This is a genomic window from Streptomyces sp. WAC05374, from assembly GCF_004353505.1.
Classification (GTDB): domain Bacteria; phylum Actinomycetota; class Actinomycetes; order Streptomycetales; family Streptomycetaceae; genus Streptomyces.
On the sequence record NZ_SMNQ01000013.1, the window covers coordinates 62445 to 85117 of the forward strand.

Genomic DNA, 22673 nt, shown 5'->3' on the forward strand with positions numbered 1-22673 from the left:
TTCGCGCCGGGACAGCCGCTGGTGTTCCCGGTCGGCCCAGCGGCGGACCCGGTCGGGTCGCAGGGGATGCCGTGGCCGACATGGAGCATGGTGGGGTTCAGGTCGAGCATCTTCCGCAGGCTGGCGAGGTTGTTCCGCGGGTCGTCGTGGAAGGGAGGGTTGGCGGGGCGGCCCCGCACGAGACCGAAGAGGGAGTTGGCGATCAGGTCGCCGGCGACCAGGTCTCCCTGGGCGGTGAGGACGGAGATCGATCCGGCGGTGTGTCCGGGGGTGGGCATGACGCGCGCGCTGATCCCGTAGTCCTCCAGGTCGGTCTCGCCGGTCACGAGGACGTCGGGTTCGAGCGGTTCCACCCGCATGTGCAGGTTCGTGTTCCTGGCCATCAGGCGGCCCATCAGCCCTGTGGGCAGGTAGGGTTCGCGGGCCCGGCCGGCGCGGTAGGGGCCGAGGTCGGCGATGTGGCCCGCCACGGGAGCACCGGTCAGACGGTGCAGTTCGGCGGCGGAGCCGAAGTGGTCGATGTGGCCGTGGGTGATGACGATCAGCGACACGTCGGTGGGGTCCACCCCGTGGGCGGCGACCTGTTCGTAGATCCTTCGGCCGCTGCCCGGCGTTCCCGCGTCCACGATGACGGGCCGGCGGCCCAGCAACAGGTACGCGTTGATGTGGTGCCTGCCCATGACCGGGATGGGGACGACCTTCGATCGGGACACGTTTCTCTCCTTGGGCATGACTGTCTTCCGCCGCGCGGTGGTCCGCCGGCGGTCGGGGGAGTACGGCGGGGCTCAGCGGAAGCGGCGCCGGTACTGGGCGGGGGTGGTACGGAGACGGCGCCGGAAGGAACGGTGCAGGCTCTCCACCGAACCGAGGCCGCTGAGGGCGGCGATCTCGGGCAGGCCGTGAGCGCTGTCCTGGAGCAGTCGGCGGGCGGCCTCCAGCCGGACGGACTCGACGTACGCGGCCGGGGTGGTTCCGGTGCGCGCACGGAACAGCCGGGAGAAGTGGCGCACACTCAGGTGCAACCGCGCGGCCAGGGCTTCGGCGGAGAGATCCTCGGTGAGGTGCTCACCGATCCACACGCGCAGGTCGTCCAGTTGGTCGCCGGGCGCGGCCGGAACGGTGAGCGGCACGCTGAACTGGCTCTGGCCGCCGGCGCGTTTGACGTACATGACCATCGTCCGGGCGGTGGCGAGGGCGAGTGCGGGTCCATGGTCCTCGGTGACCATGGCCAAGGCCATGTCCATCCCCGAGGCGATGCCGGCGCAGGTCCACAGACGGCCTTCCCGGATGAAGATGGGATCGGCATCGACGGTGACGAGCGGGTGGTCGGCGGCCAGCCGCGCGGCCGTCCGCCAGTGGGTCGTGGCGGAGTGACCGTCCAGCAGACCCGCCGCGGCCAGCAGGTGAGCTCCCGAGCAGACGGACCCCAGCCGGTGGACGCCGGGTGCCGCTTCCCGCAGCCAGTCGATGACCCCGCGGTCGAGTACCGGCTCCACCTCGTGGTCGTGCACGCGGACGGCGCCCGACACGAGCAAGGTGTCCACGTCGCCGTTCACCCCGTCCAGGCTCAGGTCGGCCATCAGCCGGATCCCGCTGGAGGTGGTCACCGGCTCGCCCCGGGGTGTCGCGATGCGGACGGTGTAGCCGGGCCGGCCGGTACCGGAGACCCGCGCCGCCATCGAGAACACCTCGGCGGGACCGGTGACGTTGAGCAGTTCGGCGCCGGGGAAGGCGGCGATGACCACTCTGTGCGGTGGGAGCATGTGCCGATCATCGCGCCCCGCCACGAGGGCCACAATGACCATGTTCTGTCAGATCCGGACATGCGCTGCCGCTGATGATCCTGCGGCAGCGCATGTCCGGCTTCGTCGCGCGACTGTGCACGGGCGGGGACGGTGATACGGCCGGGGGCGCCGAGCCCGACGCCGGCGCCCCGCCATCAGGGCCGCGTCACGTCTTCGGCGTGCCCTGGCCGAAGAGGCGGCGCTCTCCGTGCAGGGTGAAGGGAGTGGTCCGCAGGTCCACGACGCTGATGCCGAAGATCCGCAAGTGCAGCGTCAGTTCGGTCCTCAGGTCGTACCCGGCCGTCAGCTCCCAGGCGGGCGCTCCGTCCGATGCCGCGCTCGCGCGTCCCCGCAGGTGGACGGAGAGGTCGCCGCCGACTCCGGCCGCGTCGTACAGGGACACCTTGGCCTTGGCGCCGACGACGGCCTGGGCGATGGCGGCACCCTCGACGCGCGGACGGTGGCCCTCGGTGTGCTGCTCGGCGTGGTGGACGGGCTGCCAGCCCGTGGCGCGTTCGTAGCGGGCGCCGATGTCGAACGAACCGGACGTGCGCTGGTCGGCGTCGAGCACGATGCGTCCGTCGGCCGTGAAGCGGTAGACGAAGACGACCTCGGTGTTGACCACGACCGGCACGGGACCCACCCAGAAGGTGTGCCTGCCCGTGACCGCCGCGAGCGGCCGGGTGATCTCGCCGGAGTCCACGGCGCGGGTGACCTTGCCGTGGAGCTGCCAGTCGTACGCGTACGAGCCGCCGAGGCCCACGGCCGCCCGCTCGGGCAGGACCGACAGACCGCGCCGCTTCTCGTACTGGAAGAACACCTCGGGGGTGAACCGCACCTCGCCCGCCAGCCGCGCGGGCGAGCGGTCGGTGGCCTCGATCCCGGCGGGCAGTGGCACATCGAGGGCCAGGCGGAGCGTGGTGAGCGGTGTCGCCGCCTCACGCGGCAGGCCGGGCCCGGCGGTCGTCGCCGGTGCGGAGGTGGGGGCAGGGGTTTCCGAGGACGCGGTGGAGGACGGGGTCGGTGACGGTGACGGTGAGGGTGACGCGGACGGTGCGGGTGAGGCGGTGCCGGTGCCGGAGCCTGCGTCCTTGTCCGCCGGTTGGGAAGAGGACGCGGCGTCCTTCGACAGCGCGGGAGCGGCCGGCGCGGAGTCGGCGGACGAGGGGGACGCCGCGGTGGTGTCCGCAGCGGCCGGCGCGCGGTCGGTCGTCGCCGTCACCCCCTCCGACAGGGGCCTGACGAACAGTTCGCGGGCGGAGACGGCCGCGCGCTCCTCCACGTTCCGCTCGCCGAGGAGTTCAGGGAGGGTCGCGGGCGCCGTCGTCACGGAGACCTCGTCCCCGTTGCTCTCCACCACCGTGGCGACCTTGAACAGCGCCCCGGCGGGCGCCGAACGGGTCGGCGCCGAAGCGACCACGTCACCGGCGCGTACGGCCCCCTGCCGGGACGTCTTCAGCACCGCCCGGCGCTGCCCCGGGTCGTAGTCGGCGACGCGGACGGACGCGGAGTGAACTTTCCGGTCCGGCCGGGTGGTCGGCTGCGCGACCACGGCGCCGGCCCCGTCGCTCTCCACGTCCCCGTAGGCGGGTGTGAAGGCACTGCTCAGGGGTGCGGCGGAGGCGTCCGAGGGGGCGTCGCCGTCGGGGGAAAGCAGCACCTGTGCGCCGAACCCGGCGGGCACGAGTATGCCGAGGACGGCGGCGGGCAGCACCGCGCGCCTCCAGGAAAAGGCCATGGGAGTCCTTCGTGTGCGTCATGAGGGGGGTGGGACCGGCAGCGCGGTCCCCCAAGTCCCGTCTCTCACCGGGCCCGTGACGTATGTCGGTGCTCCGGATGCCGGGACTGCTGGACCTAGCATGGCGAGCGTTCGACCAACGCACCATGGAGGAAGGCAGCGACCAATGGGGGGCACGGAGGAGGTTTCCACAAGAGTGCCGGCGGCGGTCGCCGCCCTGCGCGACGATCTGCCCGCCGTCGTCGGCGAGCTGACCGACCGGCTGAGGGCGGAACTGCCGTCGTACGCGCGCGTGCCGCCCGATCTGCTGACGCTGCGCGTGACGCGCGCGGTGGACCGCGGCCTGGGTGTCGTGGCGCGGCTGTGCGCCGCCGGGGACGCGGACGCCGTGCCCGTGGCCGCTCGTGGTGGCGGCCGCGCCCCGGTGGTGGCGGCCGCCGCCGTCGGGACGATCGGTGACACCGTGCCGGTCGACGACGTCATCCACGCCTACCGGATCGGCGTCGGCGTGGTGTGGTCGCGGTTCGGCGCCGAGATGACCGCGCGGCAGGCCACCCCCGAGGAGCTGCTGGCGATCGGTGAGCAGGTGTGGTCCTGGGCGGGGGCGATGACGCTGCGGATCGTGCGCCGCAGGGCGCGCCAGGACGTGGGGGCCGGGACACGTCCGGAATCGGCCGAGGGCCGGCTCGGGGCCTATGTGCGTCTGCTGCTGACAACACCGGCGGATCCGTCCGTGGCGCGGGCCTTCGCCGGGGAGCCGGGCGCGGCGCGCCTGCCGTTCAGGGCTCGGGCGGTGTCCGGGGCGACGGCGCTGACCGCCGTGGTGCGCTCACTGCGGCCGTGGCTGGCCGTGGACCCGGCCGGTGAACCCATGGTGACGACCATCGAGGGTGACGCGGCGGGCCTGCTGACCGCGCGCCCTTCCACGCTGTGCCGGAACCTGGTGGTGGGCCTGGGTGCGGCGGTCGCCGCGCACGACCTGGCCGAGGAGTTCGCGGCGGCGGGCCGAGCGGTGCGGACGGCGGCGGCGTTCGGCATGGCCGGGGTGTTCACCTGCGACGAGCTGGGGCTGCGGGCTGCCGTGACGCAGACGCCCGTGCTGGGCGCACGTCTGGTACGCCAGCGGCTCGCGCCCCTGCACGAGCGCGGTGACGACGGCGCCCAGCTCGAGGAGGCGGTGGCGGCGTACCTGGAGCACGGGCTGCGCCTGGAGGCGGCGGCGCGCACCTTGTTCGTCCACCCGAACACGCTGCGCAACCGGTTGCGCCGGTTCGAGGAGGTCTCCGGGACCAGTCTGCGCGATCCGGCGGACCTGGCGGAGGTGTGGTGGGCGCTGGCGCACCAGCGGGTGCACGGCCGTCCGGCCGCGGTGGCGCCGCCGGTGCGCGACCGGCGCGGGTGACACGGGCGCCTTCGGCCGGCCGGCACGGCGTACCGTACCGGCCGGCTCGGCGCCGGACGGGCCCCGGCCGGACGGCCGACCGGCTTCGGCGGGGCGGCAGCGGCCGGCTCGCGGCGGTACCCCCTCCCTGACGTAGGCGGCGAGGAACCGGACGCCCTGTGGTGACGGACGTCCGGTCGCACCGGCCGCGTGGGGTCGCGGCCGCCGCAGCACCTCGCGGGTCCCGCCCGGTACGGCTCAGTTGTACGTGATGTCCGATGCCGAGAAGCGGCACGCGGTGCCGTCGGGGCCGCTGCCGAGCTGGGTGGGCTCCTTGCCGGTGTTGTTGCCCTTGAAGCGCACGCAGGTCTTGATCTTCTTCTTGGCGTCGCCGTGGATCCGGACCTTCGACAGCGTGGCGGTGTCGCCGTAGTTCTGGTTGACGCCCACGATCGACTTGCCCGGCGCGGTCACGTCGATGTCGTGCAGCACGATCGTGCGCTTGTACTGCGTCTTGCAGTTGCCGCACGAGCGGACCAGCTTGCCGAAGCCCTCGACCCTGAAGCCGGTCACGGTGAGCTTGCCGGCCCCGTTGAACTGCAGGACCTTGTCGTCGGCCTTCTTCGCCCCGCCGCCGATGACCTTGTACGTCGCCGAGGCCGACGTGCCCTTGAAGGTGGCGGCGTCCTCGCCGACGTCCAGCCACCACACGTTCTGCAGCGTGCAACTGCCCTTGCAGTGGACGCCGTCGGCGGCGGGCGTGCCGATGATGACGTTCTTCAGGACGGCGCCGTCGGCCAGCTCGAAGAGGGGCGACTGGCCCTCGTCCTGGCCGCTGCCGCCCAGGGCGCCGGTGCCGTGGAACTTCTTCATCCCGCCGTCGTACTCACCGGAGACCGGGATGGTCTTCGGCACCGGCTTGCTGCCGGTGTCCGAGGGCCAGGACGCGGCGGCCCCGGCGGGGGCCAGCATCGTCGTGGTGACGATCGCCGCACCGGTCAGCCCGAGGGCGGCGGCTCCGCCGATCACCGCCCGGCGCGTGGTGACCCGGCGACGGTGGCGGACGCGCTGTTCAGCTCGTGCAGTCATGCCCATTCCTTGCGTGGGGGAGATCTTGCACCTTCCGGTCGCCACGGGTGGGGAAAAGGTTGCCGCCTTTTTGGAATCAGTCGTCGCGCGGGGCGAAGTCGCCCGACACGGCGAGCTGTTCGCCCGGCGTCCGGGCGGTGGCCGCGTAGCGGTCGTCCCGGGCGTCCCGGCCGCCGGGGGCGTGGTCGTACTGCCCGGCGAACACCCACTGTCCGGCCGGGACCGTACGCCCCTGCTTGAGCACCCAGGTGTGGACGAGGTAGCCGTCCTTCTCGGCGACCGTCAGGGTGAAGTCGTCCTCGGGCAGCGACCGCCAGGCACCGGTGGAGGTGACCCCGCCGGTCTGCGCGATCCGCAACTCGACCGTCAGCGCGGTCAGTTCCTCGCGCGTCTTGAGGGTGACGTTGCTCTGCGCCCAGAAGTCGTTGCTGTGCGGGTCCACCGAGCCGTCCGACCACAGGGGCCCGTCCTGCTCACCTGCGGCGGGCGCGCCGGCATCGGGCGTACGCGACGGGGAGCCGCTCGGCGCGCGGGACTCGCGGGAGACGCTCGGCGTGGGGTCCACGGGTGTGGGGTCCACGGGCCGCGGTGCCGCCGGCGGGGGCGCTGGGCGCGTCGGGTCCGCCGACGGGGCGGGCGTGGAGGCGGGGGCGGGCGTCGGCGGGACCGCGACCGTCTGCTGCTCGGGCTCGTCGTTCGCCACCAGGGCCACGCCGTAGCCGCCAGCGGCGAGGATGCCCGCGACCGCCGCGGTGACGCCCACCGCGCGCACCCAGCCGAACCGGGGCGGACGGGCCGCCGGCGAGCGGGGCGGGCCCGCCTGTGCCATGCCGCGCTCGAGCCGCGCCAGGATCCGTGCCCGGTCGGGCCGGTGCGCCCCGGCCGCCTCGTGAAGCTGGGCACGCAGCTCGTCCCGCACGTCCCGCCGCATGGTCATCGGTCCCTCCCTCCGGCACTCCCGGTACGCGCCATCGCCGCGTGCACCTCACGCGGAGCGTCCCGCGTGCCGAGCAGCCGCTGCAGCTCGGCCATCCCCTTCGACGTCTGGCTCTTCACCGTACCGACCGACACGCCCAGGGCCAGCGCGGTGTCCTTCTCGGACAGGTCGAACGCATGGCGCAGCACCACACACGCCCGCTTCCGGAACGGCAGCCTGCGCAGCGCCCCCTGTACGTCGACCACCCCGGCCACGTCCGGATTCTCGGTCCTCTCCTCCCGCTGCGCCCAGAACAGCGCGACGCGCCGCCGTTCCCGCACCGCGCCGCGTATCCGCGTCCGGGCCAGGTTGGCGACCACGCCCCGCGCGTACGCAGCCGGATGCTCGCTCGCCCGTACCCGGTCCCAGCGGTGCCACAGCGCGAGCAGCGCGTCCGCGGCCAGGTCGTCGGCCGCGTCCGCCTCGCCGGTCAACAGATGGGCGAGACGGGCGAGTTCGGCGTAGTGCCGCTCGAAGAAGGCATGGAACTCCTCGGAGGCGGCGTCGTCGACGACTGTGCCCACGGGCGATGTCTCCTCGCAGCGACCTGGGGCCCCGGAACCGGGTGCCTGTGTGCGCCATGTGTGCGGCATATGAATGTCCGGACGAGAGCCGGAAGGGTAGCACTGAGCAACCGCTTGGTCTGAGTCGCCCGCCGCCCCTGGCGCTCCCGGCCGGGTGCGTGCCCGGCGCGGCGCCCCGCTGTCAGGGCGGCGGCGCACGTCCTCGACCTGCCGGAGAGACACGGCTCGCAGCCGTTCTGGCCGCCTGCTCCCCGGACGCGTCCGCGGTACAGGACCCTACGAGTCGGCGGGGGCCGGCTCGTCCGCCCACGTCACGGGCTTTGGCCGTACACCTGTGCCGACGCTAAGGTATGCCGCCGTACTCGGGGGATCGCTCCCCGAAGAAGGTGGGAATGGGGCTCATGGACGCGGACCACGCGAGACTGGTCGTCGCGGCGCAGGCCGGTGACGATCGGGCGCGCGAGGAGCTCATCGCCGCGTACCTGCCGTTGCTCTACAACATCGTGGGGCGAGCGCTGAGCGGGCATGCCGACGTCGACGACGTCGTCCAGGAAACCCTGATGCGCGTGGTGCGCGACCTGCCCGCCCTGCGTGCCCCGGAGAGCTTCCGGTCCTGGCTGGTGTCGATCACGCTCCGCCAGATCACCACCCACTGGCAGCGGCAACGCGCTCTCGCCGACCGGACCACGGTCATCGACGAGGCACTCCGGCTCCCGGACGCCGGTGCCGCGATCGAGGACATGACGATCCTGCGGCTGCACATGTCGGACGAGCGCCGTCAGGTGGTCGAAGCCGGCCGCTGGCTCGACCCGGACCATCGGGTGCTGCTGTCGCTGTGGTGGCAGGAATGCGCCGGCCGGCTGAGCCGTCACGACATCGCCGACGCGATGGGGCTCAGCGTCGCCCACGCCGGAGTGCGCGTCCAACGCATGCGCGAACAACTGGAACTGAGCCGCACGATCGTCGCCGCGCTGGAGGCCGACCCGCGCTGTCCGCGGCTGAACGAGACCGTCGTCGACTGGGACGGACTCACCACATCAGTGTGGCGCAAGCGGATCGCGCGGCACACCCGGGACTGCCCGACCTGCACGGCGACGACGGGGGAACGGGTTCCGGCCGAACTGCTGCTCCTGGGCCTCGCGCCGTTGGCGGTCCCCGCCACGCTCGTCGCCGCGCTGGCCACCAAGGGCTTGCTCTCGGGTACGGCGGCGAGCGCCGCCGGGCTGGCCACGGCACACGTCACCGCCGGCACGGCGACGGCGGGAGGCGGTCTGCACGGCGGGCTGGTCGGCAAGCTGCACGCGGTGACCGCCCATCCCATGGTGAGCCTCGCCACCGGCGCGGTGCTCATCGCCGGGACCGCCACCTACGCGACCTGGCCCGAACCGGCGCCTCGGGTGCCCGGCGTCACCGCCGCCCCCACGGCGGGCACCCCCACTCCGGTCCTGTCCACCCCCGTCCCGTCGCGTACCACTACGCCGGGTCCGACACGCACCCCCACTCCGGCCCAGCCGTCCCGGGTGAGCCCGCCCGCAGCCGCCGGAACCGTTCCGCTGGGTGAGCGGTCGCTGGAGTCCGTGGACCAACCCGGCCTGTTCGTCAGCTACGACGGGGACTTCGCGACGCTCGGCCGAGTCTCCGCCTCCAGCAGCGCGCAGGCACGGCGACGGGTCACCTTCACGGTCGTCGGCGGCCTGGCCGACTCACGGTGCGTCACCTTCCGCGCGGCGGACGGGCGATACCTTCGCCACCACTACCTGCGGCTACGACTGAGTACGGACGACGGCAGTGAACTGTTCCGGGAAGACGCCACCTTCTGTCCACGCCCCGGGGCGGTCGCCGGGTCGGTGACCCTGCACGCGCACAACTACCCCGGATCGGTCCTCCGCCACCGCGACGGTGGCATCTGGCTCGACGGCTCCGACGGCACGCGGGCCTTCGCCGGCCAGGCTTCCTTCGTCACACGCCGGGCCCGAGCGTGAGAAACGCTCCCTGAGCGTGCCGTACCGGGCCGCTCAGTGACAGGCTCATCTCCACAACCGCCGCCGGTGCCGGCCCACGAGCCGACACCGATGACCGGTGCGGCGCTCCCTTCTCCGAAGGGGGACCAGAGCACAGGGCCTGGCATAACACTTTCTGCCTGCGAGATGCATCACTGAGCGATCGTCCCGCCGGCGCGACTTTTCCGTTACGCGATCGCGCGTTCACGAGCCTCCACTTCAGGGGTGTCCCTCCCGCCACGCGCCTTGATGCGCCGGCGTGGCGGGTTCCCGACTCCCCCTTGACGTATTCCCTGAAGAAAGGCTCTCCCATGAGGCGACACACCCACGCACCCAGGACGACCGGTGCGCAGGAACCGCCCCGGGCCCCGCACCGCAGCCACACCGCGACAGGTCGGGCCGCCCTGGCCGACGCGCGCACGATCACGGCATCCGTGACGACCCGCGGCCGGCGAGGAGAATCGTGAAGGGCCTGCACCGCTTCCGCCGGCGTCGCCGGACGCTGGCGATCGGACTGTCGGCCACGGCGCTGGTGGCCGGTGTCGTGACGCTCCTGCCCAGCTCCGCCGGGGCCGCCGGCCTGGGTACCCAGGCAGCCCCCGCGGGCCGGTACTTCGGCACCGCTGTAGCGGCCGGCAGGCTCGGCGACCCGGCGTACACCGCGATCGCGGACCGGGAGTTCAACATGATCACCCCGGAGAACGAGATGAAGTGGGACGCCGTCGAACCGTCCCGCGGCAACTTCACCTTCGGCCCCGCGGACCGGATCGTCGACCGTGCCCTCGCACGCGGCCAGCGCCTGCGCGGCCACACCACGGTCTGGCACTCGCAGCTCCCCTCCTGGGTCAGCGCCATCCGCGACGCGAAGACGCTGCGCAGCGTGATGAACCACCACATCACCACCCAGATGAGCCACTACAGAGGCAAGATCTACGCCTGGGACGTCGTCAACGAGGCATTCGCCGACGGCGGCAGCGGCCGGCTCCGCGACTCGGTATTCCAGAAGGTGCTCGGCAACGGCTTCATCGAGGAGGCGTTCCGTACCGCCCGCGCGGCCGACTCCTCGGCCAAGCTCTGCTACAACGACTACAACATCGAGAACTGGTCGGACGCCAAGACCCAGGGCGTCTACCGCCTGGTCAAGGACTTCAGGTCACGCGGCGTGCCCATCGACTGCGTGGGGTTCCAGAGCCACTTCGGGGCGGGCGGCCCACCGGCGAGCTTCAGGACCACCCTGGCGGCCTTCGCCGCCCTCGGCGTCGACGTCCAGATCACCGAGCTGGACATCGCTCAGGCAGCACCCACCCACTACGCGAACACGGTCAGCGCCTGCCTGTCAGTGGCCCGGTGCACCGGCATCACGGTGTGGGGCGTACGTGACAGCGATTCCTGGCGCCGCGGGGAAAGCCCCCTGCTGTTCGACAACAACGGCAGGCCGAAGCCCGCGTACGCCGCCGTCATGACGGCTCTCACGTCCGGCTCGGGTGCCGGTCCGGCCAAGCCGGCCGGCGGTGACGGGGAGATCAGGGGCGTGGCCTCGGGCCGCTGCCTCGACGCCCCCGGCTCCGCCCCCGCCAACGGCACCCGGGCGCGCCTGTGGGACTGCGAGGGACGCGCCGGCCAGCGCTGGACCCGCACCGCCGCCAAGGAGCTGAAGGTCCACGACAACAAGTGCCTGGACGCCGGCGGCAAGGGAACCACCAACGGCACCCCGGTGATCGTCTGGGACTGCAACGGCGGCGCCAACCAGCGGTGGAACGTCAACGCCGACGGCACGATCACCGGCGTCCAGTCCGGGCTGTGCCTCGACGCCGTCGGCGCGGCCACCGCGAACGGGACCACCATCCAGTTGCACCGCTGCGCGTCCGTCAACAACCAGAAGTGGACCGCCCCGTCCGGGACGGGAGGTGGCACGTGTGCTCTTCCGTCCACGTACAAGTGGAGTTCGACGGGTCCCCTCGCGCAGCCGTCGAACGGGTGGGCCGCGGTGAAGGACTTCACCCACGTGGTGGTGGGCGGGAAGCACCTGGTCTACGCGTCGAGCGCGTCGGGAACCTCGTACGGCTCGATGGCGTTCAGCCCCTTCACCAACTGGTCGGACATGGCGTCGGCCGGCCAGACCAGGATGAATCAGAACGCGGTGGCGCCCACGCTGTTCTACTTCGCGCCCAAGAAGATCTGGGTGCTGGCGTACCAGTGGGGGGCATCGCCCTTCAGTTACCGTACGTCGACCGACCCCACCAACCCCAACGGCTGGTCCGCGCCGCGGCCGCTGTTCACCGGCAGCATCCCCCGCACCGAATCCCCCACCGGCCCGATCGACCAGACCCTGATCGCCGACGAGAAGAACATGTACCTGTTCTTCGCCGGTGACAACGGCAAGATCTACCGGGCGAGCATGCCGATCGGGAACTTCCCGGGCACCTTCGGCTCGGCGTACACGACCGTCATGAGCGACACGGCGAAGAACCTCTTCGAGGCGCCGCAGGTCTACAAGGTCAAGGGCCAGAACCAGTACCTCATGATCGTCGAGGCCCGGGGTGCGAACGAGCGGCGCTACTTCCGCTCGTTCACGGCCCCCAGCCTGAGCGGCGCGTGGACCCCGCAGGCCGCCACCGAGAGCAACCCCTTCGCGGGCAAGGCCAACAGCGGGGCCACCTGGACCGACGACATCAGTCACGGCGACCTGGTCCGCACCAACCCCGACCAGACCATGACCATCGACCCCTGCAACCTGCAGTTCCTTTACCAGGGCAAGTCCCCTCGCGCGGACGGCCCCTACGACCGACTCCCGTACCGGCCGGGCGTCCTCACCCTGCAGCGCTGAGCTGCCCGATCCACGGTGATACGCAAGGAGAACACCCCCCTATGAAGAACCCCACGAACGGCGGGCGCCGCGGACGTCACCGCCGTCGCTGGAGCGCCACCGCTCTGCTGCTCGGAGTGCCCGCCGCCGTCGTGCCGTACCTCCTGTTCACCCAGGAGGACTCCCAGGCCGCGACGATCGACGGCAGCGCCTACTACCGGATCGTCTCCGTACGCAGCGGCAAGGTGATGGACGTCAACGCCTTCTCCACCGCCGACGGCACCCGCATCCAGCAGTGGACCGACCAGAACACCGCCAACCAGCAGTGGAGACTGAGGCCCACCGGGGACGGCCACTACGAGCTGGTGAACCGCAACAGCGGCAAGGTGCTGGGCATAGCGGGCGGCTCGACCGCCCGGTCGGCCGCCGCCGAGCAGCAGACCGACAGCTCCTCCGCCTCCCAGGAGTGGCGGATCGACGGCGTGGGCGACTCCGGCGCCGTCACCTTCACCTCCCGCAGGAGCGGCCAGGTCCTGGACGTCTCCGGTGCTTCCACGGCTCAGGGCGCGGCGATCATCCAGTATCCCGGCCGGGGCAGCACCAACCAGCAGTGGAAGCTGGTGAAGGTGACCGACGCGCAGACGGCTGTCGCCGGCCCCTACACCTGGCGGAACGCGCAAGTGGTGGGCGGCGGTTACGTCACCGGGCTGGTGTTCAACCCACGCGAGAAGGGCCTGCTGTACGCGCGCACCGACATGGGCGGCGCCTACCGCTGGGACACCGCGGCCGAGCAGTGGATCCCGCTGACCGACTGGCTCGGCGAGAAGGACTGGAACCTGCTGGGCATCGACGCGCTGGCCACCGACCCGGTCGATCCCGACCGGCTCTACCTCGCCACGGGCACCTACACCAACGAGTGGGCCGGCCATGGCGCGCTGCTGCGCTCCACCGACCGGGGCCGCACCTTCCAGCGCACCGATCTGCCGTTCAAGCTGGGCGGCAACGAGGACGGCCGCGGGGCGGGCGAACGGCTGGCCGTCAACCCCGCGGACAACGGCACCTTGCTCCTGGGTACCCGCAAGAACGGCCTGTGGCGCAGCACCGACCACGGCGCGACGTGGAGCCGGGTCTCCTCGTTCCCCGTCAAGGACGGGGCGGGCAGCGGCGCGGGCATCTCCTTCGTGACGTACGGCCCGGCCGGCAGCAAGACGGTCTACGTCGGCGTCGCCGACAGGTCCACCTCCCTCTACCGCTCCACCGACGGCGGCAGCACCTGGCAGGCCGTACCAGGGCAGCCCACCGGACAGATGCCGCAGCACGGCGTGCTCTCCGGGGACGGCTCGCTGTACCTGACGTACACCAACGCACTCGGCCCCAACGGCGTGACGGCGGGCTCGGTGTGGAAGCACACGCCGGCCGGCGGGGCGTGGAGGAACATTTCCCCGTCCCAGGGCAGCTACGGGTTCTCCGGTCTGGCCGTCGACCCGCGCAAGCCCTCCACGGTGATGGTCACCACTCTCGGCCGCTGGTGGCCCGAGGACGAGATCTACCGCAGCACCGACGGCGGCACGACATGGAAGGCGCTTGCCGGGAAATCGGTGCGGAACGCCTCGGCCGCTCCGTACATCGGCACCCACACCGGGCACTGGATGACCGCCCTGGCCATCGATCCCTTCGACTCCGGGCACGTGCTGTACGGCACCGGCAACGGCATCTGGCGCAGCAAGGACGCCGATGCCACCGACAGCGGCGGCACCAGCCACTGGACCGCCGGAGCGCGGGGCCTTGAGGAGACGGCGCTGATGGACGCGATCGCCCCGCCCGGGGGTGCCACCGTCATCACGGCCATGGGCGACCAGGGCGGCTTCCGCCACGACGACCTGACCAAGGTGCCCGCCGGGCGACTGAGCAACCCGATGATGACCAACAGCACCGACATCGACTTCGCCCAGGCGAACCCCTCGATGATGGTCCGTGTCGGCCGTGGCGGCGCGCAGGACGGCGCCCACTCCACCGACGGCGGCGTCACCTGGCGCGGCTTCACGGCCGAGCCGGTGCCCGGTGCCCAGGACGGCCGCGTCGCGCTCGCGGCGGACGGCTCCGCCATCGTCTGGACCCAGTCCGGCCAGGTCCCGTACCGCTCGACCGACAAGGGGGCGAGCTGGTCGAAGGTCAGCGGCCTGGGCACCGGCGCGGTGGTCGTCGCCGACCGCTCCTCGGCCAGGACCTTCTACTCACTGGCCGGCGGCACCCTCCACGCCAGCACCGACGGCGGCGCGACCTTCACCGCCCGCGCCACCCATCTGCCCTCCGGCCGACTCACGGCCGTCCCCGGCGTCGCCGGAGACCTGTGGATCGCCGGCGGCGGCCAAGGGCTGCTGCACTCCACCGACGGCGGCCGCACCTTCGCCAGGATCACCACGGTGAAGTCCGCCTCCGCCGTCGGCTTCGGCAAGGCCGCACCGGGCGCCTCCTATCAGGCCCTGTACCTGATCGGCACCGTCAAGGACGTCACCGGGGTCTTCCGCTCCACCGACAAGGGCGCCACCTGGCTCCGCGTCAACGACGACGCCCACCAGTGGGGCAGCATCGGTGGTGTCGGCGTCGTCACCGGCGACCCCGACACCTTCGGCCGCGTGTACGTCGGCACCAACGGACGCGGCCTTCAGTACGGCGACCCGTCCTGACACCGGCACTGGAGCGGGCGCATGTCCGACGCATGAGCTGACGCACCACCAGTAGGAAAAGGCCGCCCTCCTGACCGATGGGACATCTCGGTCGGAGGGCGGCCTTCTCCGATGAGGCGGCACCGCCCGCCGGGGACCGCCGTACGGGCCGGAGCCCCGCAGCTCGCGGCCACGTCACCACCACCGCCACCGGCCCGCCCGCAAGGACGGCGATCCTCCGCGTCCGCGTCGAGGTCACGGCCTTGGCGCGATGTGCGCCGCGGTTGGCTGATTTCAATCTTGTCTCGGTGGGTGGCCCCCTCTACGTCGAGAATGAAGGTTAGGCTAACCTTCCCGTCGTGCAAGCAGGTGAAGAGACCGCCGCGGCCGGACGCCCCCGTGGTCATGAACTGTCAGCCACGGGTGTCACCGTGGCCTACGACGGCGTCGACGTCCTCCACGACGCCTCGTTGACGCTGCGGCCCGGCGACGTGACCGCCCTGGTCGGGCCGAACGGCAGCGGCAAGTCGACGCTGCTGCGGACGATCGCGCGGTTGCAGCGGCCCAAGGCCGCGAAACTCGTCATCGACGGCGACACCGACGGGCTCGCGCTGAGCTCCCAGGAGTTCGCGCGCATGGTCGCCCTGCTCACGCAGGGGCGGCCCACGCCCAGCGGGCTCACCGTGCGGGACGTGGTCGAGTTCGGGCGCTACCCCTACCGGGGGCGCTGGGGCAAGGCCGACCCCGGGGGCAGGGCGGCCGTGGACCGCGCGCTCGCACGCACGGGCGTCGAGGAGTTCGCCGACCGGGGCGTCGAGCACCTGTCGGGCGGGCAGCTCCAGCGGGTGTGGCTCGCGGGCTGCCTCGCGCAGGAGACGGGCGTGCTGCTCCTCGACGAGCCGACGACCTATCTCGACCTGCGCTACCAGGTCGAACTCCTCGACCTCATGCGCGATGTGGCGGACGAGCACGGCATCGCCGTCGGTGTCGTCCTCCACGACCTCGACCAGGCCGCGGCCGTCGCCGACCGGATCGTCCTGCTCCGGCAGGGACGGATCGTCGCCGACGGCCGGCCGGAAGACGTACTGACCGCGGAACGGCTGACCGAGACATACGGCATCCGCATCGAGGTCGACACCGACCCCCTCACCGGCCGGCTGCGCACCCGGGCCATCGGTCGGCACCACTCGCGAAGCGAAAGGCTCAACTCCCTCTCATGAGACGACACCTCGTCACCGCCGCGGTCCTCACCACGGCGGCCCTCACCCTGACCGCCTGCGGGACCACCGAGCCCGCCGCCGACGACAAGGCGAAGAAGACCGCCGAGCGCATCACGCTCACCGACGCCTCCGGGAAGAAGGTCGAACTCGACGGCCCCGCGAAGAAGGTCGTCGGTACCGAGTGGCACGAGGTCGAGCTGCTGATCTCGCTGGGCGTGGACCCGGTCGGCGTCGCCGACGTCAAGGGCTACAAGACCTGGGACAGCGCGGTCCCGCTGAAGAACGAGCCCAAGGACATCGGCACCCGCGGCGAGCCGAGCATGGACACCATCGCCGCCCTGAAGCCGGACCTCATCGTCGCCAGCACCGACCTGCCGCCGGCCGCCGTGAAGCAGCTCCGCAAGGTCGCCCCGGTGGTGGAGGTGAAGTCGGCCGACGCCGCCGACCCGATCGGGCGGATGACGAAGAACCTCGACCTGCTCGCCCAGGCCACCGGCACCACCAAGAAGGCCGGCGAGCTCAAGGAGAAGTTCGCGGCGAAGATCGAGGAGGGCAAGAAGGCCCTCGCGGCGGCCGGACTCGCGGGCGCCAAGTACGCCTTCGCCGACGGGTACGTCGTCTCCAACCAGACCTCGATCCGACCGTTCACCAGCGGCTCGCTCATCGGCGCGGTCAACGAGAAGCTCGGCCTGAAGAACGACTGGACGGTCAAGGGCGACCCGGCGTACGGCCTCGGCACGACGGACGTCGAGGGCCTGACCAAGCTGAGCGCCGACGTGCGCTTCGCCTACATCGGCAACGACGGCGACCAGAACAGCACCCCCTTCACCGGCGCCCTCGCCAAGGACAAGGTGTGGACCTCGCTGCCGTTCGTCAAGAAGGGCAACGTCCACCGCCTGCCCGACGGCATCTGGATGTTCGGCGGTCCCGAGTCGATGAACACGTACATCGACTCCGTCGTCACCGAACTGACGAAGAAGAAGTAGAAGGAAGCAGCACCATGGCCGTCACCGCGACCACCCCCGCCACCCGTCCGCCGGCGCCCCCGTCCCGCACGGGCGCGGCCGCGGTGACGGCCGCCCTGCTCCTCGTCGTCGCGGGTCTCGCACTCGTCGACATCACCCAGGGCACCGCCTCCGTCGGCGCCTCCGAGGTCCTCAAGGCCCTCACCGGACGCGCCGACGCCGCCGACGCGTCCGTCGTCGTCGCCTCACGGCTGCCGAGGATGACGGCGGGGCTGCTCGTCGGGGTCGTCCTCGGCATGGCGGGCGCCGCCCTCCAGGCCATCAGCCGCAACGTCCTGGCCGCGCCCGACACCCTCGCCGTCAACGCCGGCTCCTACTTCGCCCTCGGGCTCACCGCCGCCACCGGCCTCTCCCTCCCGCTGTTCGCCTCCTCCGGCATCGCCTTCGCCGGCGGACTCACCGCCGCGGCCGTCGTGCTCGGCCTGTCCGGCCTGGGCACCGGCACCATCCGCCTCGTGCTGGCCGGCAGCGCCCTGACCCTCGGCCTGACCGCCATGACCGAGGGAGTGGTCCTGCTCTTCCCGCAGGAGGCGGAGGGCGTCTACCACTGGAACCAGGGAAGCATCTCCCAGAACGGTTTCGACGGCGTCCTGCAGATGGCGCCCATCGCTCTCGCCGGCCTCCTCGGGCTGCTGCTCCTCGCCCGCCGGGTCGACGCACTGGCCCTCGGCGACGACGCCGCCCGCGGCCTCGGCGTACCCGTCCGCGCCACCCGCGTGACCGCCGTCGTCCTCGCCGCCCTGCTCTCCGCGGCCGCCGTCACCCTGGCCGGACCGGTCGGCTTCGTCGGCCTGTGCGCCCCGGCACTCGTCCGTCCCCTCGCCCGCCGGTTCCGCGGCTTCGCGCAGTCCCGTGCCGGCATCCCGGTCGCCGGTCTCGTCGGCGCCGGACTCGTGCTCGGCGCGGACGTGCTGCTGCGCACCCTCGTGCCGGCCGAGACGGCCGTCGCCGTGCCCACCGGCGTCGTCACCAGCCTGGTCGGAGCCGTCTTCGTGACGGTCATGGCCGCACGGCTGCGGGACACCAGCGGTGTCGCCCCCGACCGGCTGCGCATCAGGAGCCGCACCGTCTTCCTCGCCGTCACGTCCGCCCTGGTCGCGGTACTCGTGGGCGTGGTCATCGCGGCCGTCCTCCTCGGCGACGCCAAGCTGCTCCTCGGCGACGTGACCAACTGGGCACTGGGCCGGGCCGGACAGACCGTCGGCTTCGTCCTGGACACCCGCGTGCCCCGGGTCCTCGCCGCCCTCCTCGCGGGCGCCGCCCTCGCCCTGGCCGGGACGCTCGTCCAGGCCGTGACCCGCAACCCCCTCGCCGAACCCGGCATCATGGGCGTCTCCGGCGGTGCCGCCCTCGGCGCCGTGCTCCTCGTGACCACCGTGCCCATGGCGAGCGGCTGGGGCGTGGCCGGTGCCGCGTTCGCGGGTGCCGCCGCCGCCTCCGTCCTGCTCTTCGGGCTCGCCGCGCGCAACGGGTTCCAGCAGACCCGGCTCGTGCTCGTCGGGTTCGCCATCCACTCGGGGGCGGCCGCACTGGTCAGCCTGCTCATCATCCTCACCGACCCGTTCAACGCCACCAAGGCGCTCACCTGGCTGTCCGGCTCCACCTACGGCCGGACCCTGCCCGACCTGCTGCCCCTCGCCGTCGCCCTCACCGTGGGCGTGGCCGTCGCGGTCGCCCGGCGCACCGAACTCGACCTCGTCTCCCTCGACGAGGACACCCCCAGGCTCCTCGGCCTCGACCTCGGACGCGGACGTCTCGGCTTCCTCGTACTGAGCGTCCTGCTCAGCGCCACCGCCGTGGCCGCCGCCGGCACCATCGGCTTCGTGGGCCTCGTCGCCCCGCACGCGGCCCGTGCCCTCGTGGGACGCCGGCACGCCCGCGTGGTGCCGGTCGCGGTGCTCCTCGGCGCCGTCCTCGTGTGCACCGCCGACCTGGCGGGCCGCACCGTGATCGCACCGGCGCAGCTCGGCGCCGGTCTGATGACCGCGGTGATCGGTACGCCGTACTTCCTCTACCTGCTGGTGCGCAGCCGCCGGTAGACAGGCGCCGCGACCGCCGCCGCGTGAGCCGGGCGGCGGCGGTCGCCGGTGAGGGCCGCCGACGCTCCTCGGGTCTCCGGGGCGGTCACATGCCCGGGGGCAGCCAGGCCTGGAGCGTCTTCGGGTCGATGGGCAGCGAGATGTGCTCGTGGGTGATCAGCCAACGGTCGTCCGACCGGCGGAAGCAGACGCTGGAGCGCACCCATATCCCCATGTTCATCCCGTTCTTGCGGGTTCCCGAGTCCAGGTGCAGCATGTGCGCGAAGGCGATGTCCGCGTCGGTGCTCGCGACCGTGAGGGCGTGGGTCTCCAGGCCGATCGGGCCCTCGTACTCGCCGAACCACCGCAGGAAGTTGGCGCGGACCTCGTCGGGGCCCGTGAACTGGAGCGGGGGGACGGCGTCGTAGTAGACGATGTCGTCGGAGTAGTGGGACATGAGCCGGTCGATGTCCTTGCTCCGGCTGGCCTCGACGCGGCTTTCCAGCAGGGCCCTGATGTCGGCTTCGTACGTCGTCATGGTCTCTCCTCGGTGGATGGACGGGGTGAGGGGTTGTCGCCTCACCGGGTAGGACCGGACTGCCCGCCGATGTGTGAGGCGCCGCGGCCGGCCTTGAGCGCTGCGGCCGTCCCGACGGCGCGTCGGGCCTGGTGGCGGGCGGCTTCGAGGGGGACGTCGCCGGGCGCGCCGGTGCCCGCCACGTGGGAGGTGCCGTAGGGATTGCCCATCGTGAACTGGACCGGGTCGGTGTAGCCGGGGGGCACGATGACGCCGCCCCAGTGGTAGAAGGTGTTGGCCAGCGCCAGCAGCGTGGACTCCTGGCCGCCGTGGGCGGAGTTGGAGGCGGTGAACGCCGAGTAGACCTTGTCCGCGAGCCCGCCCCGGAACCACAGCGGGCCGGTGGTGTCGATGAACGCCCGGAGCTGGCTCGCCGGGTTGCCGAAGCGCGTGGGCGTGCCGAACAGGACCACGTCGGCCCACTCCAGGTCCTCGTGGGCGGCCTCGGTGACGTCGGCGGTGTCCCGCACGTGCCGGGCCCACTCCGGGTGGGCGCCGACCGTGTGGGGCGGGGCGGTTTCGGCGACCTTGCGCAGGCGTACACGGGCGCCGGCCTCGGCCGCGCCCTCGGCGGCGGCCTCAGCCAGGGCGTGTACGACGCCGGTGGTGCTGTAGTAGATGATGGCCGCGTTGACGGGTTCCATGATCGCGTACCGGTCCTTCCGTGTGCCGTCCGGTGGGTGTCGCGCGGAGCGGACACCGCTCCGCCCCCTACGACCGAGCAGACCGGCGCGGTGTGAGGCGGGGCGGCGGCCTCACATTCCGAGGGGCTGTCCGGTCGTACTCACCGACAGCGCACGCGACACGAGAAAAACGGGGGACGGCATGCCCGATCCGAGCCCGGCCGCGCTCATGGCGGAGCGGCGGCGGCTGATCAATCTGGCCTATCGGCTCCTCGGCTCCCTCTCGGAGGCCGAGGACGTCGTCCAGGAGACCTATGTCCGCTGGTACGCCATGTCCCGCGAGCGGCAGGAGGCCGTCGAGTCGGTCGGCGGCTGGCTGACGACGGTCGCCACCCGCATCTGCCTCAACCTCCTCGGCTCGGCGCGGGCCCGGCGCGAGCAGTACGTGGGGCACTGGATTCCCGAGCCGCTGCCGGAACCCACCGAGCGGCTCGACGGGCCGTCGGGTGCCACGACCGGCGACCCGGCCGACCGCGTCACCCTGGACGAGTCGGTCAACATGGCCTTCCTCGTCGTCCTGGAGGCCATGACGCCGGCCGAACGCGTCGCGTTCGTCCTCCACGACGTCTTCCGCTACCCCTTCGCCGAAGTGGCCGGCATCGTCGGCCGCAGCCCCGCCGCCTGCCGCCAGCTCGCCTCCTCGGCCCGCCGCCGGCTCCGCGACGCCCGGCCCTCCTCCGGGCCGGTGCCGGCCGACAGGGCCGCCGGCATCGTCAGGGACTTCAAGCGGGCCTGGGAGGCCAAGGACATCGGCGCCCTCATCGGGCTCCTCGATCCCGCCGTGACAGCGGTCGGTGACGGAGGCGGCCGTGTCACCGCGCTGCCGTACCCGGTCGAAGGCGGCGAGCAGGTGGCGCGCTTCCTGGTCGGCATCGCCACCAGGGTGCCCGGCCTGACGCTCGTCGAACGCACCGTCAACGGCCGCCCCGGGCTGCTGGCGCGGCACGCCGGGGCCACCGTCGCGGTGTACGCCTTCGACGTCGCCGACGGCCGCGTCACGCACATCTGGGGCGTACTGAACCCGGAGAAGCTCCGGCAGTGGACCACGTGACGGGCCGGGCGGTCAGATGATCACCGTACGGTCGCCGGGGCCGGCGGCAACGGCCCGTGTGGGCACTCATGTTCCCATCTGGTAGTCAAGTTCACGCCTTGCGGCGTATGCCCCTTTGCTCAACCATGTTGCGCGGAAGCCGGACGTCCGGGAGGGGGACGGAATGCTGGGTGCGGAGATATCGCGGGGGCGAGGCGGGACGGCGATGCGGCCGGTGGGGGGTGTCTACCCGCGTGGGACGCTGCTGTGGGAGCTGGACGGCGTGACGGACGGGGAAGGCGCCGATGCGGCGCGGGCGGCACTGATGCGGACGGGGACGGGGCACACGTACGAAGCCGGCGAGATCATGCTGCTGGCGGGGGCCACGGACACGTTCGTTCTCGTCCTGCTGAGCGGCTTCGCCAAGGTCACCACCACCGACGGCCGGGACGCGGCCGTGCTGGTGGACATCCGGGCGGGCGGTGATGTCGTGGGGGAGACCGCGGCGTTCGACAACGAGCCCCGCTCGGCCACGGTCACGGCGTTCGAGAAGGTGCGGGCCCGGCGGATATCGCAGGACGAGTGGCTGGGGTGGATGGCCCGGCACCGGGCCGCCGGTCTGGCGGTCAGCCGCAGCCTCGCGCATCGCAGCCGTACGGCGGTCCGCCGGCGTACGCAGTTCACCCGGGGCCCCGTCATCGCGCGGCTGTGCCGGGCCGTGCTCGACCTGACCGAGCAGTACGGAGTCCGCACCCCGGAGGGGCTGTCCGTCCGGCCCGGGCTCACCCACGCGGAGTGGGGCGAGCTGATCGGGGCGCGCGAGCGCCGCGTACAGCACGCCTTGCAGGAGCTGAGGACCGCGGAGGCGGTCAGCTACGGGCGCTGCCGTCTGACCGTGCGCTCGGTCTCCGCCCTGCGGAGCATCGCCGTCGACCAGTGAGCGCGTGACCCCGTCAGGGCCCGGCGGACACCCGTCCGCCGGGTCCGGGCGGCCGGAACGTTTCTGTGCCCGACGGCTCACCGGGCGGCCCACCGGATGTCGCACCGGTATCCCACCGAACCCGCACTGCGACCGGTTCGCGCGCCCGCCGAAGCGCTCTACTACCGGCAGGAGAACGGGGGGACCGTCGCGTGCGGCTCGCCGTACTCGCTCGTG

General features: G+C 72.4%; 16 protein-coding genes and 1 pseudogene. 9 read left to right on the forward strand and 8 right to left on the reverse strand.

All coding sequences use genetic code 11. From position 1 onward, the window contains the following. Positions 1-131 precede the first annotated feature (131 nt). The 3 genes and pseudogenes from E2B92_RS22950 to E2B92_RS22960 form a co-directional block, all read right to left on the reverse strand. Positions 132-731: pseudogene (locus E2B92_RS22950) on the reverse strand (MBL fold metallo-hydrolase); the annotation flags it as partial. Between the two features lie 54 nt (positions 732-785). Next, the gene (locus E2B92_RS22955; protein WP_126888035.1) at positions 786-1763 is read right to left on the reverse strand and encodes a GlxA family transcriptional regulator; all 978 of its coding nucleotides are present in this window, start codon (positions 1761-1763) and stop codon (positions 786-788) included. 187 nt (positions 1764-1950) lie between these two features. After that, a complete protein-coding gene (locus E2B92_RS22960) occupies positions 1951-3522 on the reverse strand; it encodes a hypothetical protein (RefSeq protein ID WP_126888036.1) in 1572 nt (523 codons plus the stop codon). A gap of 196 nt (positions 3523-3718) precedes the next feature. On the opposite strand from E2B92_RS22960, the gene E2B92_RS22965 reads away from it, so the two are divergent. Beyond that, positions 3719-4924: a helix-turn-helix domain-containing protein gene (locus E2B92_RS22965; protein ID WP_235023935.1), complete on the forward strand. Its 1206-nt coding sequence runs from the start codon at positions 3719-3721 to the stop codon at positions 4922-4924. A gap of 237 nt (positions 4925-5161) precedes the next feature. Here E2B92_RS22965 and E2B92_RS22970 read toward each other — a convergent pair whose 3' ends face one another. From E2B92_RS22970 to E2B92_RS22980, 3 genes are all read right to left on the reverse strand, one after another. Further along, positions 5162-5992: a pectate lyase gene (locus tag E2B92_RS22970; protein ID WP_126888038.1), complete on the reverse strand. Its 831-nt coding sequence runs from the start codon at positions 5990-5992 to the stop codon at positions 5162-5164. Positions 5993-6068: 76 nt separating this feature from the next. After that, entirely contained in the window at positions 6069-6929 is an 861-nt protein-coding gene (locus tag E2B92_RS22975) for a hypothetical protein (RefSeq protein ID WP_133087669.1), read from the reverse strand. Beyond that, positions 6926-7492 (reverse strand): SigE family RNA polymerase sigma factor, encoded by a 567-nt coding sequence (locus E2B92_RS22980; RefSeq protein WP_126885630.1) that lies wholly within the window; start codon positions 7490-7492, stop codon positions 6926-6928. The genes E2B92_RS22975 and E2B92_RS22980 overlap by 4 nt, the downstream gene beginning before the upstream one ends. A gap of 401 nt (positions 7493-7893) precedes the next feature. Between E2B92_RS22980 and E2B92_RS22985 the strand changes: the two genes are divergently transcribed. The 6 genes from E2B92_RS22985 (at position 7894) to E2B92_RS23010 (ending at position 19248) form a co-directional block, all read left to right on the forward strand. Beyond that, the gene (locus E2B92_RS22985; protein WP_126885631.1) at positions 7894-9474 is read left to right on the forward strand and encodes a sigma-70 family RNA polymerase sigma factor; all 1581 of its coding nucleotides are present in this window, start codon (positions 7894-7896) and stop codon (positions 9472-9474) included. Positions 9475-9955: 481 nt separating this feature from the next. Further along, the gene (locus E2B92_RS22990; protein ID WP_126885632.1) at positions 9956-12319 is read left to right on the forward strand and encodes a non-reducing end alpha-L-arabinofuranosidase family hydrolase; all 2364 of its coding nucleotides are present in this window, start codon (positions 9956-9958) and stop codon (positions 12317-12319) included. A gap of 41 nt (positions 12320-12360) precedes the next feature. Beyond that, positions 12361-14985, forward strand: coding sequence for an RICIN domain-containing protein (locus E2B92_RS22995; protein WP_126885633.1), 2625 nt, complete (start codon positions 12361-12363; stop codon positions 14983-14985). Positions 14986-15323: 338 nt separating this feature from the next. Beyond that, positions 15324-16184 (forward strand): ABC transporter ATP-binding protein, encoded by an 861-nt coding sequence (locus E2B92_RS23000; RefSeq protein WP_126885634.1) that lies wholly within the window; start codon positions 15324-15326, stop codon positions 16182-16184. Next, on the forward strand, positions 16181-17170 hold the full coding sequence (locus E2B92_RS23005) for an iron-siderophore ABC transporter substrate-binding protein (RefSeq protein ID WP_126885635.1): 990 nt from the start codon (positions 16181-16183) through the stop codon (positions 17168-17170). The genes E2B92_RS23000 and E2B92_RS23005 overlap by 4 nt, the downstream gene beginning before the upstream one ends. A gap of 14 nt (positions 17171-17184) precedes the next feature. Beyond that, complete coding sequence (locus E2B92_RS23010; protein WP_126885636.1) at positions 17185-19248, forward strand: iron ABC transporter permease; 2064 nt, start codon at positions 17185-17187, stop codon at positions 19246-19248. A gap of 85 nt (positions 19249-19333) precedes the next feature. Here E2B92_RS23010 and E2B92_RS23015 read toward each other — a convergent pair whose 3' ends face one another. Further along, on the reverse strand, positions 19334-19765 hold the full coding sequence (locus E2B92_RS23015; RefSeq protein ID WP_126885637.1) for a YybH family protein: 432 nt from the start codon (positions 19763-19765) through the stop codon (positions 19334-19336). 41 nt (positions 19766-19806) lie between these two features. Next, positions 19807-20448: an NAD(P)H:quinone oxidoreductase gene (gene wrbA / locus E2B92_RS23020; RefSeq protein WP_126885638.1), complete on the reverse strand. Its 642-nt coding sequence runs from the start codon at positions 20446-20448 to the stop codon at positions 19807-19809. 181 nt (positions 20449-20629) lie between these two features. Between wrbA and sigJ the strand changes: the two genes are divergently transcribed. Both sigJ and E2B92_RS23030 read left to right on the forward strand, forming a co-directional pair. Continuing rightward, positions 20630-21538 (forward strand): RNA polymerase sigma factor SigJ, encoded by a 909-nt coding sequence (gene sigJ, locus E2B92_RS23025; protein ID WP_126885639.1) that lies wholly within the window; start codon positions 20630-20632, stop codon positions 21536-21538. 205 nt (positions 21539-21743) lie between these two features. Next, positions 21744-22457 carry a Crp/Fnr family transcriptional regulator gene (locus E2B92_RS23030; RefSeq protein ID WP_160159776.1) on the forward strand — a complete coding sequence of 238 codons (714 nt, stop codon included), beginning with the start codon at positions 21744-21746 and terminating at the stop codon, positions 22455-22457. The last annotated feature ends 216 nt before the right edge of the window (positions 22458-22673 follow it).

Coding starts and splice junctions, on each gene's coding strand:
- E2B92_RS23010 (WP_126885636.1), top strand. CDS start 17,185: ATGGCCGTCACCGCGACCACCCCCGCCACCCGTCCGCCGGCGCCCCCG.
- E2B92_RS22975 (WP_133087669.1), bottom strand. CDS start 6,929: ATGACCATGCGGCGGGACGTGCGGGACGAGCTGCGTGCCCAGCTTCAC.
- sigJ (WP_126885639.1), top strand. CDS start 20,630: ATGCCCGATCCGAGCCCGGCCGCGCTCATGGCGGAGCGGCGGCGGCTG.
- wrbA (WP_126885638.1), bottom strand. CDS start 20,448: ATGGAACCCGTCAACGCGGCCATCATCTACTACAGCACCACCGGCGTC.
- E2B92_RS22960 (WP_126888036.1), bottom strand. CDS start 3,522: ATGGCCTTTTCCTGGAGGCGCGCGGTGCTGCCCGCCGCCGTCCTCGGC.
- E2B92_RS22985 (WP_126885631.1), top strand. CDS start 7,894: ATGGACGCGGACCACGCGAGACTGGTCGTCGCGGCGCAGGCCGGTGAC.
- E2B92_RS22955 (WP_126888035.1), bottom strand. CDS start 1,763: ATGCTCCCACCGCACAGAGTGGTCATCGCCGCCTTCCCCGGCGCCGAA.
- E2B92_RS22970 (WP_126888038.1), bottom strand. CDS start 5,992: ATGACTGCACGAGCTGAACAGCGCGTCCGCCACCGTCGCCGGGTCACC.
- E2B92_RS23005 (WP_126885635.1), top strand. CDS start 16,181: ATGAGACGACACCTCGTCACCGCCGCGGTCCTCACCACGGCGGCCCTC.
- E2B92_RS22995 (WP_126885633.1), top strand. CDS start 12,361: ATGAAGAACCCCACGAACGGCGGGCGCCGCGGACGTCACCGCCGTCGC.
- E2B92_RS23030 (WP_160159776.1), top strand. CDS start 21,744: ATGCGGCCGGTGGGGGGTGTCTACCCGCGTGGGACGCTGCTGTGGGAG.
- E2B92_RS23015 (WP_126885637.1), bottom strand. CDS start 19,765: ATGACGACGTACGAAGCCGACATCAGGGCCCTGCTGGAAAGCCGCGTC.